General features: G+C 70.7%; 10 protein-coding genes and 1 pseudogene. 7 read left to right on the top strand and 4 right to left on the bottom strand.

Annotated elements, in window-relative coordinates; all coding sequences use genetic code 11:
* The 5 genes from FJ251_08745 to FJ251_08725 all read left to right on the top strand — a co-directional run.
* The coding region (locus FJ251_08745; protein MBM4117816.1) for a hypothetical protein at nucleotides 1–435 on the top strand (435 nt) is incomplete at its 5' end.
* Nucleotides 398–880 (top strand): VOC family protein, encoded by a 483-nt coding sequence (locus FJ251_08740; GenBank protein ID MBM4117815.1) that lies wholly within the window; start codon nucleotides 398–400, stop codon nucleotides 878–880. The genes FJ251_08745 and FJ251_08740, both read left to right, overlap by 38 nt.
* A gap of 11 nt (nucleotides 881–891) precedes the next feature.
* A complete protein-coding gene (locus FJ251_08735; protein ID MBM4117814.1) occupies nucleotides 892–3,180 on the top strand; it encodes a T9SS type A sorting domain-containing protein in 2,289 nt (762 codons plus the stop codon).
* 102 nt (nucleotides 3,181–3,282) lie between these two features.
* Complete coding sequence (locus tag FJ251_08730) at nucleotides 3,283–5,418, top strand: glycosyltransferase family 1 protein (protein ID MBM4117813.1); 2,136 nt, start codon at nucleotides 3,283–3,285, stop codon at nucleotides 5,416–5,418.
* A gap of 227 nt (nucleotides 5,419–5,645) precedes the next feature.
* Nucleotides 5,646–6,479 carry a hypothetical protein gene (locus tag FJ251_08725; GenBank protein ID MBM4117812.1) on the top strand — a complete coding sequence of 278 codons (834 nt, stop codon included), beginning with the start codon at nucleotides 5,646–5,648 and terminating at the stop codon, nucleotides 6,477–6,479.
* 2 nt (nucleotides 6,480–6,481) lie between these two features.
* Here FJ251_08725 and FJ251_08720 read toward each other — a convergent pair whose 3' ends face one another.
* The 4 genes and pseudogenes from FJ251_08720 to FJ251_08705 all read right to left on the bottom strand — a co-directional run bounded on the left by FJ251_08720 (nucleotide 6,482) and on the right by FJ251_08705 (nucleotide 10,957).
* Complete coding sequence (locus FJ251_08720) at nucleotides 6,482–7,810, bottom strand: saccharopine dehydrogenase (protein ID MBM4117811.1); 1,329 nt, start codon at nucleotides 7,808–7,810, stop codon at nucleotides 6,482–6,484.
* Nucleotides 7,811–7,860: 50 nt separating this feature from the next.
* Nucleotides 7,861–9,171 carry a hypothetical protein gene (locus FJ251_08715; GenBank protein ID MBM4117810.1) on the bottom strand — a complete coding sequence of 437 codons (1,311 nt, stop codon included), beginning with the start codon at nucleotides 9,169–9,171 and terminating at the stop codon, nucleotides 7,861–7,863.
* A 616-nt stretch (nucleotides 9,172–9,787) separates the two neighbouring features.
* Nucleotides 9,788–9,919, bottom strand: a pseudogene (locus FJ251_08710) (TetR family transcriptional regulator).
* An 87-nt stretch (nucleotides 9,920–10,006) separates the two neighbouring features.
* Nucleotides 10,007–10,957, bottom strand: a complete 951-nt coding sequence (locus tag FJ251_08705) for a hypothetical protein (protein MBM4117809.1) — start codon at nucleotides 10,955–10,957, stop codon at nucleotides 10,007–10,009.
* Nucleotides 10,958–11,232: 275 nt separating this feature from the next.
* Here FJ251_08705 and FJ251_08700 point away from each other — a divergent pair, with 275 nt between their 5' ends.
* Together FJ251_08700 and FJ251_08695 are read left to right on the top strand one after the other, a co-directional pair.
* Entirely contained in the window at nucleotides 11,233–11,862 is a 630-nt protein-coding gene (locus FJ251_08700) for a T9SS type A sorting domain-containing protein (protein ID MBM4117808.1), read from the top strand.
* 10 nt (nucleotides 11,863–11,872) lie between these two features.
* Nucleotides 11,873–12,118 (top strand): hypothetical protein (locus FJ251_08695; GenBank protein ID MBM4117807.1); only part of this gene is annotated, 246 nt, incomplete at its 3' end.

The following is a 12,118-nucleotide window of genomic DNA, read 5'->3' as shown; positions in this document are numbered from 1 at the left end:
CCGCTCCTGCCGCGGGCAGGAGCGAGCGGAGCCTGGGACTACGCGTTCCGCGACACCCCGCCCGCCGGCGACTGGCGCTACGCGCTCTACGGGCTGGCGCCGGACGGGGGCGAGGTCCTCCTGCTCGAGCTCGAGCCCCGACCGGCGCCCGCGACCGGCCCGCTGCTCGCGGCCGCGCTGGCGCCCAATCCCTTCAACCCGAGAACGGCGCTGCACTTCACGCTGGCCGCGCCGGCGCGCGTGAGCGCTGGCATCTACGACGCCCGCGGCCGGCGCGTGGCGGCGATTCCGGCCCGGGACTTGCCTGCGGGAGCGCAGCGGCTCGACTGGGAAGCGCTCGACGATCGGGGTCGGCCGCTCCCGGCGGGTCTCTACCTGATCGAGCTGCGCGCGGACGATGCGAGCCGGCGCCTGCGCGCAGTGCTGCTCAAGTAGGGGCGCCCTTGACTTTGGCCCTCGCGCCCGCTTGACTCCAGGCAGCCCGGGCGGCGAGCGGCCGCGCGGGCTGCCACCGCCCTTCGAGGTGCCCATGCGTGCAGTCAGCGTGACCTACCGCTGTAGGAATCTCCGGAAGATGAAGCGCTTCTACACCCGCGTGCTGGGCTGGGACGTGAGCGAGGAGGGGCCGAACTTCTGCTACCTGGACACGGGCGGCCTCACGCTCGGCTTGGTGGCCGCCGAGCCCGGGGGCTGGGACGCGCCGACGGGGGATTCCACCTTCCTCGACGTGGAGATCGACGATCCGATCACCCTGCGCTCGGTGCTCGCCGTGCGCGGCGTCGAGATCTTCAAGGAGGAGCTCACCGACTCCGCGCTCTTCCTGCACGTTCGGGACCCCGAGGGCAACCTGATCAGCTTCTTCAAGCCGACCAGCCACTGAGGGGAGTCCCCATGTCCGCGCGCCGCCCGATCCTGCCCGCGGTCCTGCTCATCGCTCTCGCCGCGCTCCGGGCGGCAGCGGCGCCCGGAGCCGTGCAGCTGCGCGCCGTCACGCTGCGTCCAGGCGAGCCGCTGCCGGCGGCGCGGGGCAGCGAGGCAGGCGATGGTCTGCGCATTCTCCACTTCGATCGCGCGCCGGGAGCGGCCGAGCGCGCCGCGATCGCGGCGGCCGGCGGCGAGATCCTCGCCTATGTGCCCGAGAACGCCTACCTGCTGCGCGTCGATGCCGCGGCCGCGACGCGCCTGGCCACGCTGGCCGGCGTCGACCTCCTCGTCGACTACCGGCCCGAGTGGCGCCTCGCGCCCGAGTTGACGGAGGGCGCCGCGCGCGCGGGGAACGCGCCGCTGCCGCTCACGCTCAGCTTCGCGCCGGACACGCCGATCGCGCTGCGCGCCGATCAGGCCGTCGCGCTCGGCGCTGCGCTATCCCGAACCAGCGAACGCGCCGCGCGGCCGCGGCTCTGGCTCTCCGCGCCGGCGGCGCTGCTGCCCGCGCTCGCGGCGCTGCCCGATCTGCTCTGGATCTCGCCCACGCTCCCGGCGAGCGACCGCAACAACGACAGCAGCTGGATCGTCCAGAGCGGGACGCTCGGCCTGCGTCCGATCTGGGACCGCGGTCTGCACGGCGAGGGGCAGATCATCGGCCACATCGACTCGAACTTCTTCCCCGAGAGCTGCTTCTTCGCGGATCCGGGGGGCGCGCCCATCGGCCCCACGCACCGCAAGGTGGTCTTCCTCGGCGAATACCCGGGCTGGGGCGGCAGCCACGGTACGCACACGGCCGGCACCGCGGCCGGCGATGCGGCGCCGGTGGATCCGGGGGTCGGCACGGAGCTGCGGGGCGGGGCCTGGGCGGCGCGCCTCGCGCACTCCAACTACGACGCGGCCGGCGAGCGCGATCTCTACGCGGACCTGCTCGCCCACCACCTGGTGGGCGCTCGTGTGCACACGAACAGCTGGGGGCAGGACTTCGTCACCAACTACACGGAGTACTGCGCAGACATCGACGCGTACAGTCACGACCGGGAAGAGGGGTTGGTCGTCTGGGCGGTGACCAATCAGGCGGTGCTCTACACGCCGGAGAACGCCAAGAGCACGCTTGCCGTGGCGGGCAGCTACACGAACGACACGCTCGGCGGCATCTACCGCGGCTTCCATCAGCACTACAGCGGCGGCCTCGGCCCCACGGTGGACGGCCGGCGCAAGCCGGAGCTGCACGCGCCGGGCTACGGCATCCGCTCCGCCAACGCGCTGCCCTGCGGCAATACGGTCATGAGCGGCACCTCGATGGCCTCTCCCGCGGTCGCGGCCGCCGCCGCGCTGGCGCGGCAGTATCTCGTCGAGGGCTGGTGGCCCAGCGGCGCGCCGGTGGCCGGGGACTCGCTGATCCCCAGCGGCGCGCTGCTGCGCGCGCTGCTCGTCAACAGCACGCTGCCCATGGACAGCCTGCCGGCGGGCTACCCGAACGACCTCGAGGGCTGGGGCCGCCTGCGCCTGGAGGAGGCGCTCTACTTCGCGGGCGACAGCCGCGAGCTCTGGCTGGACGAAAAACGCAATGGCGAAGGGCTCGAGAGCGGCGAGCTCACCCTGTACCGCATGACGGTGGAGTCGGCCGCGGAGCCGCTGGCGGTCACCCTGGCCTTCACGGATCCCCCGGGCGAGCCCTTCGTCGCCGAGCCCGTGGTCAACGACCTCGATCTGGAGCTGCGCTCGCCGTCGGGACAGCTCTATCTGGGCAACGTCTTCGACGCCGAGAGGGGCGAGTCCGCGCTGGGTGGCGACGCCGATCCGGTGAACACGCTCGAGCGGGCGCTGATCGCCGCGCCGCAGCCGGGGTCCTGGGAGATCCGCGTGCGCGCCCGGCGCGTGCCTCTCGGTCCGCAGGGCTATGCGCTGGCGGCGAACGGGGACTTCGCCGGCGAGGTCCTCAGCTATCGCCCGGACGCCGACTTCCTCGTCGTGGGACTGAGCTACCCCAATCCCTTCCGTCCCGCGGCGGGGACCGCGACCCTGCGTTTCGAGCTGAGGGCGGACCAGCGCGGGGCGCTCGTCATCTACGACCTCGCGGGACGGCGCGTCCGCCAGCTCGCCCGGGGTCGCCTCCTGGCCGGCATCAGCCAGCTCGCCTGGGACGGCCGGGACGACGGGGGCGAACCCGCCGCCAGCGGCATCTACTTTGCACGGCTGGAATCGTCGGGGGGCGACCGCTCGCGAGCGGTGCGCATCGTGCTGATTCGCTAGGTGCGGCAGCCGGAAGGTTGCTGGCCGGATCTGCAGGTGCGGCAAGACTTTCCCCACCTCGAGCAACCTTGACAGCCCCCCGGGGGCATGGTATCCGGCGCCATGGCCATGACCAGCTACCTCGACAAGCTGCGCAAGCTGTCCCGCAATCTTTGGTGGACCTGGCACCCCGAGGTGATCGCGATCTACCGCGATCTCAATCCGGCGCGCTGGCGCGGCACCCACCACAATCCGCTGGCCTTCCTCGAGCACTTCGAGGAGTGGGAGCTGCTGCCGCGGGCCGAGGAAATGGCCATCGACAGCCGGATCAACTACGCCTTCCACCGGCTCGAGGAATACCTGGCCGAGCCCGGCCTGCGCGACATCGGCGGCCCCGGCTCCCTGCTCGCGCAGCCTGTCGCCTACTTCAGCGCGGAGTTCGGCCTGCACGAGTCGCTGCCCATCTACTCGGGCGGCCTGGGCATCCTCGCCGGCGACCACATCAAGAGCGCCTCCGATCTCGGCGTGCCCCTGGTCGGCGTCGGGCTCTTCTACTTCCACGGCTACTTCCGCCAGCACCTCGACGCCGAGGGCCGCCAGCAGGAGTCCTACGGCGAGGCGGACCTGGAGACCCTGGCGATGGCGCCCGCCCTGGCCAAGGGCGGCCAGCCGCTGACGATCGCCGTCGAGACGCGCGACAGCATCATCCACGCGCGGGTCTGGAAGGCCGAGGTCGGCCGCTGCATGCTGCTCTTGCTGGACAGCAACGTGGAGGCGAACGACGAGTTCAACCGTCAGCTCACGAGCACACTCTACGGCGGCGATCGGCGCACGCGCATCCGCCAGGAGCTGCTGCTCGGCGTCGGCGGCCTGCGCGCGCTGAGCGCGCTGGGCATCGAGCCGGGCGTGCTGCACCTCAACGAGGGCCACAGCGCCTTCGTGCTGCTCGAGCAGGCGCGCCGCTTCATGGAGCGCGACGGCATGAGCTGGGACGATGCCCGCGCCGAGGTCTCGCGCATGACCGTCTTCACAACGCACACGCCCGTCGAAGCCGGCCACGATCGCTTCGCGCCCGAACTGGTGGACGAGGCGCTTTCGCCGCTCGCGGCACGGATGGGCAAGTCCATCGAGGAGATCCTCGCCCTCGGGCGGATCAATCCGGGCGACCAGGCCTCGCCCTTCTGCATGACCACCCTCTCGCTGCGCTCGGCGGACCGCTGCAACGGCGTCTCGGGTCTGCACGGCCGCGTCAGCCGCCGCATGTGGCGCCGACTCTGGCCGCAGCGAGCCGAAGCCGAGGTGCCCATCGGCCACATCACGAACGGCGTGCACGTGCCCACCTGGATCGCGCCGACGATGGCCAAGCTCTACGAGCAGCGCATCGGCGCGGACTGGAAGGAGCGCATGCACGAGCCGGAGACCTGGCGGCGCGTCTACCGCCTGAATCCGGACGAGCTGTGGGAGGCCCACCAGCTCCTCAACTCGCGCCTGATCGGCTTCGCCCGCCGGCGCCTCGTCGCCCAGGTGACGCGGCGCCGCGAGGGCAAGGAAGCGGTTGCCGATGTCTCGCGCGCCCTCTCGACGCGGGCGCTCACGATCGGCTTCGCGCGGCGCTTCGCCACCTACAAGCGCGCGGACCTCATGCTCGACGACGAGGAGCGCCTGCTGCACCTGATCAGCGACGAGACCCGCCCCGTGCAGCTCGTCTTCGCCGGCAAGGCGCACCCGGCCGACGAGCCGGGCAAGGCCAAGCTGCAGCGGCTCTTCCAGCTCAGCCGCGACCCGCGCTTCAAGGGCCGGCTGGTGGTGCTCGAGGACTACGACATCAACGTCGCCCGCCACATGGTGCAGGGCGTCGACCTCTGGCTGAACACGCCGCGCCGGCCGCTGGAGGCGAGCGGCACCAGCGGCATGAAGGTCGTCATCAACGGCGGGATCAACTGCTCCATCCTGGACGGCTGGTGGGCCGAGGCCTACGACGGCACGAACGGCTTCGCGATCGGCGCCAACCGGCACCACAGCAGCCCCGAGCTCCAGGACGCCCAGGATCGCGAGGCGCTCTTCCAGCTCCTCGAGGAAACCGTCGTGCCGCTCTACTTCGACCGCAACCCCGAGGGCGTACCGCTCGGCTGGGTGGAGATGATGAAGAACAGCATCGCCACGCTGGCCTGGCGCTTCAGCGCCAACCGCATGGTCCGCGACTACCTGCAGCAGTGCTATCAGCCTGCGGCCGGGGCCATGCAACGCTCGAACCGCTGAACCCAGACGGGGCGCGGAAATCCGGAGCAGGGGCTCCGGGAATCCCGGCAATATCCAGGAAAATCGCCAGGAAGGTATGGGGAACTACCATCCGGCGTGCTATACTGTCCCCCGTTCGGCCGCTGACTGGGGGGGCTCCGACCTGGGGAGGCCGGCACCGCGGCTCCGCGAGGCTCGGGGAGCCGGTTTTTCGCCCAGCGCCTGCGCCAGCAACTGAGGACCACAGCATGAACCGACTCCTGCGCCTGCTCGTGCTATCGGCCCTCATCGCCTTTGCCGCCACGGCGGCGGCGGCCGTCTACCCCGCGGGCACGGCGATCAGCTTCTCCCGCCAGTTCCCGGCCGGCTACATCCCGATCGGGATCCCGGCGGCGGTGAACGTCACGCTCACCAACAACGAGGGTGGCTTCCTGAGCGGGCTCTACTACTCGGAGCAGTACCCCTCCTGGCTGAGCGTCCAGGCAGGGCAGGTGCGCATCAACGGTCTGGTGGTGGCCTTCACCTACGAATACGGCGACGTCATCGTGGCCGGCAAGCGTTCGCATCGCTGGGTGATCGACAACCCCTCGGCACCGGGCGGGCGAGACACGCTCGGGCCGGGCGACGTGCTGACCATCACCTACACGATCCGCGCCACGCAGATCTCGGCGATGACCACCAACGGCGACGGTTGGTTCGGGGAGCTCACGGAGAGCGGCGAGGAGATCATCGTCAACGGCTGGGACGCACTATCGCCCATCGTGCGCTTCGTCCAGAACACGGACGCGCCGCCCCTGGCCGCGGGTACTCAGCTCGCGCCCGCCTACCCGAACCCCTTCAATCCGAGCACGACGCTCAAGTTCGAGAATGCCGTCGAGGGCGCGCTGCGCCTGGTGATCGTGGACGGCGCCGGCCGCCGGCAGCGCGAACTCGCCGCGGGCCGCTTCGCCGCGGGTCAGCACAGCGTGGTCTGGGACGGTCGCGACGACGCCGGCCGCCCCTTACCTTCCGGGCTCTACCTGGCGCAGCTCGTCGGTGAGCAGGGCCTGCTCGGCAGCCAGAAGCTGATGCTCCTCAAATAGTCCTAGCGGCTCACCGTCTCCTCGAAGGCGATGCCCAGAGTCGCGAGTTCGTCGAGCACGGGGTCGTAGACCGCCGGCAGCACCGGCACCAGCACCCCGGTCTCCCTGATCGTTCCGTCCAGGATGCGCCGCACGGCGATGGCCGCCGGCAGGCTCACCGTGCGCGACATCGCCGAATCGCCGCCCGGCTGGCCGAAGTCGATCAGCGAGGAAACGATCTTCTCGGTCTCGCCTCCCGGATGCTCGGCCGTCACGCGATGCTGGAGGACGATCATGTCCCGTTCGCCGGACGCATAGGGCAGCTTGAGCAGCAGGCGCTCGGCGAGGACGTCCAGCGGGCTCTGCTCGGCGGGGCCGGGAATCGGCTCGTCGCTGAACAGGCCCAGCCACTCGAAGCGGCGGAGCGGCTCCGCGCGGGGCGCGACGTCGAGGAAGCGGGCCACCGCCTCCTTCGGCTTGCGGCCCTCGCAGCCGACCAGCGTGCAGAAGAGCTTGCCGTAGCTCATCCCCTCGACGGGCAGCGCGTTGAGATCGAGCCAGCCGCAGTCGGCCAGCGCCTTCCAGGTGGCGCAGTGGCCGGGGTAGCGGAAGGTGCCGCGGAAGAGGGTCCTCGCCTGGTGCAGGCCGTAGATCTCGCGGTAGCCGAGGCTGTCGCGGTTCGGATAGACCTCGAGCTGGCCGAGGCCCTCGACCGTGAGGTGGTGCATGTCGCCGAAGAGGTCCGGGCCCGGCACCTGGCGCAGGTCGCCCTCCCAGAGATAGCGGGCCGCGTTGCGGCCGGCCAGCACGACTCCACGCGGGCTCCAGCTGAACTTGTAGCCCCAGGGATTCGTGTTCGCCTCGGGCGCGGGCAGACCGCCGCAGTTGGAGATGAAGCCCGTCACCTGACCGCCGCGCGCGGCGACGCCGTTGATGATGCGCATCGCCGACATGTGGTCGATGCCAGGATCGAGGCCGATCTCGTTGAGGAGGAGCACGCCGGCCTCGCGGGCGGCGCCGTCCAGCTCGCGCATCTCGGCACTGACGTAGGAGGTGGTCACCAGGTGGCGCCGGTGCGCCAGGCAGAGCTTGGCGACCTTGACGTGGTGGATGTAGGGCAGCAGGCTGACGATGAGATCGTGCTCGGCGACGATTGCGTCCAGGGCGGCCTCGTCGGCGACGTCGAGCGCCACCGCCTTGCCGCGCGCGTGCCCGGCGATCATGCGCTGGGCCTTGTCGACGGTGCGGGTGGCGACGGTCAGGCGGATGTCCGGCTGCTCGAGCAGATAGCTGACCATCGGTCGGGTGACCAAGCCGGCGCCCAGGACGAGCACGCGCTTGCTGGCATTCATCGCAATCCTCCCTCCACACTGCATGAGGTGTCCGCCCTGGCGGCGCGGACTCAAGTGCCCTGGAGGTACTCCTCCAGGTATCGGTAATCGGGGGTCAGCGCCCCCTGATGCGTGATCACCGCGCGCATCAGCTCGGGCGGCAGACCGATCTCGGCGAGGGGCTTGCTGAAATCGGCGGCGGCGAGCAGCGGGGCGTAGCGGATCAAGGTGGCGCTGAAGGCGTCCGAGGCATCGCGCGGCAGCTCGCAGGGCAAGTTGTCCACCGCCACCACCACGATGCCGCGGCCTTCGACGCCGTCCTTGTAGCTGTCCGCGATCGGGTCGTAGACGAAGCTCGCCCGATCGGGCTCGGTGGTCTTGTAGGTGAACTCGATGCTGCCGTCGATATCGCAGCTGATGTCACCGATGACGCGCAGGCCGCGCTCGCCGGCGCTCCAGAGGCGGCGAGCGGCCGCGCGCGTGACGAGGCGCGGATAGCGACTCGTCCAGTAGATGCAGTTGACCAGCGCCGTCAGCTGGGGCAGGTAGTCGGTGAAGCGGCCGCGATAGCGCTCAGGGCGCGCGTAGTAGTCCTGCAGTTCGAAGTCGGCGTCCGCGTCGAGCGGAACGGCGAGGTCCTCCTCCTTGAAGACCACCTTGAAGAGGCGATCGCGCGGCGGCTTGCGGCCGGCCAGCGCCGCCAGCTCGGCGGGGGCGATCTCCTCGTGGGGGAAGAGGTCGAATACCTCCTGCGCGCCCTGGCTGACATTGCCGTAGCCGGCGAAGCCGACGACGAAGGGACAGAGGTCCGGATCGAGACCGCCGCGCACCGACAGGCCAATTTCGCGCAGGGAGGCCTTGGCTTCGGCGAGGTCCTGGTAGGCGTAGGCCGCCTTGACGCCGGCGAATGGCGAGTCGAAACCCTCCCAGCGCAGGCGGCGGTCGAGGGCGAAGAGGGTCTCGATCATGCCGGCCTGGCCCGCCTGCTTGCCGAAGAAGACGAGGCGCCGGTTCTTCTCGTCCACGATGCGCTCGTAGTCGATCAAGGTGCAGTTCAGGTCGAGCAGCCGCTGCAGGAGCGGCATGTTGTGCGCCTGACCCTTGATGACGTGGGCGAAGAACACGTAGGCCTTGTCGGGCTCGAGCAGGTCGAGCGGGATCTCCTTGATCGCGAAGATCACCCCAGCGCGGCCGAGGTCGGGATCCAGTTCGGCGCCGATGGCCGCGTAGTGCTCGTCCTTGTAGGTGCGGATCGGCGAGGGCTGGACGACGAAGCCCAGGCCCTGCTCGCGAATGAGGCGGTCGAGGTCGGCGGGGGTGAGCGGAGTGCGGCGCTCCCAGCGGTTCTTGTCTTCCCGGCGGATGCCGATGAGCTGGCGCATGCTGGTGCTCCGCAGGCAGAAAGGAAAGACGCCGTCGACCGGAGGTCATTCGGTGGGGGCTAGGCCAGACGTATGATAGGAAAGGTTTTGCGCAGGTCAAGGCGGGTCGGGCGCGGGGCCGGCGCCTGGGACGCCGGCCCCCGGCCTGGGAGATCGCCGCGATTCGCTCTCACCCTCCTGCGTCAGCGATCCCCGAATCCACCGGCCCGCCGCGGATGAGGCCGCCCACGATCAGGTCGGCCAGGAGCGCCGCGGTGCGCTCGCGTTCTTCGCCCAGTCCGGCCAGCAGCAGGGCGCCCAGGATCAGCTCCTGCAGGGCGCGCGGCTCCACGCGCTCGAGGCGTCCGGAGGCCGCGCCTGCGGCCAGCGTGGCCGCCAGCAGGGCCTCGCCGGGCGCGCTCTCGGTCCCCAGTTGCTCCCCGCCCCGCAGGCGCTCCCCGAGCAGCAGGGGTCCCAGTTCGGGCCGCTCGGCGAGGAGCGCGGCCAGGGCGCCGGGCCAGGCGGCGAGACGCCGCAGGGGGTCCGCCTCGGCCGCGAGCCGTCCGGCGAGCGCCTCCGTGGCTGCGGCCATCTCCTCGACGAGCACCTCCCGGTAGAGCCCCCGCTTGCCGCGAAAGTGGTAGCTGATCAGGGCTTTGTTGACCCCGGCCTCCCGGGCGATGGCCTCCACCCGGGCACCCGCGAAGCCCAGACGGGCGAAGGCCTCGCGGCCCGCGTCGAGCAGGCGGCGGCGGGTGGCTTCGGTCATCGGTGGTCTCTTTTGACCGGATGTTTTAGTTAACCGGTTAGATCATAGCAGGGCCAGCCAGCCGCGTCAAGCGGAGAAAGGCGGGGCTCAGCGGAAGAGGGACTTGAGGCCGCTGACCGACTGCCGGGCGACCCCGGTCGTGAAGGGCAGCTGGTAGGCCACCCAGATGTCCTTGTTGCCCTGCGGAAAGGCGGCGTAGACGATCTCCGTGCCCGCGGCGTTCCAGGCCGGCGACTGCTCGGGGAAGCGCGTGTCGGTGAGCTGGATCGGGGCGCCGGCCTGGAAGTCCCAGACCCAGAGGTCCCAGTCGATGGGGTCGTCGCCGCCGGCGTAGGCCAGGTAGCGACCATCCGGCGACCAGCCCGGGTCGCCGCCCACCAGCATGCCGATGGGGATCTCCTCGGCCTGGCCGCCGGCGGCCGGCACGCGGTAGAGCCGCGTACGGCCGGGGTCGCCCGGCGCCTGGGCGTCGAAGGCGACCCACTGGCCGTCCGGGCTCCAGCAGGCGTGGAAGCACTCGATGGGCCCCGTGCAAAGCCGCGTGGCCTGGCTCGGGTCGGCCACGGTCAGCACCCAGATCTCGGTCGCGCCGCCGCGGTCGCTGGAGAAGGCCACGCGCTCGCCCGCCGGGTCGAGGGCGCCGAAGTTGTCGTAGCCGGGCCAGGTCGTCAGGTTGATCTCGGTCTCGTCCTCGGTGCTTTTGAGCCAGAGGTCCATGTCCTCGTTGCCCTGGCCGTTGTCGCGGCGCGAGGTGAAGACGATCCAGGGGCCGGCGTGGCTCCAGTTGGCGTAGATGTCCACGCCGGGGCTGTCGGTGAAGTTCGTGAGCGGGCCGCCCCAGGCACCCACGGTGTAGATCTCCCAGTCGCCGCTCAAGGGCGAGGAGAAGGCGACCCGCTGGCCGTCCGGCGAAAAGCTCGGCGCACCGTCCGGCTCCGGGCTGGCCGCCACCTCGCGAAAGAGCGTGGCGCCGGCCGGCGGGGCGTCGAGCAGGAGCCCAACAACGAGCGCGGCCAGGCAGGCGAGAACAGGGCGCACGGTGCCTCCGGGCTTGGGATGCCTGAAGTCTAGGGGCTGGGCGCGAGACCGGCAAGCGCCCTAACGCGTCCTCACCGGTCGATTGCAGTACGCCGCCCCCGTGGCTTTCAGCCGACAAGGACAGTTCTCCCGGCCGCAGCCAAGTTCCTAGCTACTGCATCGGCGGGCAGCGTGGAACACCCCGACAGCTAGCATAGGCCGGGTTGCTCACGGTCGGGACAGCCGGCCCCGGGTGTCGGTCCCCTCGCGAATGGCTAATTCATATCCGCTTCGAGGTGCGTCTTGGGCAGGCCGAGCAGCTCACTGCGCTTGCGCTGCACGGCAGCCTGGATGGTCTGTTGCTGAGCGAGGGCTACGAGAAGGCCGCCAACACAACGGTGGCTGCCGTTCTCGAGGAGGGCGACTGGCTGCTGCTGCTTGGAAGCGCTGAGCCTGGAGCTCCACTCCTGGCGATCCCTGGGGGCGAACAAGTGCTGCTCAGGGGCTCGCTGGCCAAGGCCGGAGAGGCCTGGAGCCTCGCCGTTGGGAGCCTCGACCTGTTGGAGGCCGGGGCCGGCGGGCAGTTCGCGATCATGGGTATGCCGGCCAGCGGCGAGACCTTCGGCGAGGGGGCGAAGCGGCTGGATCCCCGCTTCGATGTCTACCCGAACCCCGGCGGGCCGACTATCAGCCTCCGATTCGCGGCGGCCCGCGAGGGAATCCAGACCGCCCAGGTCTACGACCTCCAGGGCCGGCACGTGCGCGACCTGGTGAAGAGCCTCAGCGCGGGCAGCGGAGAGGGGGCGACGGCCCTCTGGGACGGCTGCACGGATGCGGGCGGGGCTGCCGCGGCAGGTGTCTACTTCGCCCGGGTGCGCTATACTGATGGGACGGTAGCCTCGCGGAAGTTCACCCTCCTGCGATAAGGAGGCGGCGATGCGTTGGAGAGAACCCTTGAGGGTAACGCTGTGCGCTCTCCTGTCGGCCGCAGTTCTGACCGGGCGAAGCCAGGCCGAGGGAAGCTGGTCGACGGAGTTCGTCGGCAATGGGCTGTGGTCCGGCGGCAGTCTCGGATGGGGCTGGGCTGTAGCTTGGTACGACGATCGCCTTTTCGTGGGTGGCGGCTTCGACCGCGCCGGAGGACAGGTGGCGAACGGCATCGCCGCCTGGAACGGCACGGCG

The sequence above is a fragment of the bacterium genome (assembly GCA_016873475.1).
Classification (GTDB): Bacteria; Krumholzibacteriota; Krumholzibacteriia; order JACNKJ01; family JACNKJ01; genus VGXI01.
Note: the sequence above shows the minus strand (reverse complement) of the source record. Positions and strands in the feature narration are given on the sequence as shown.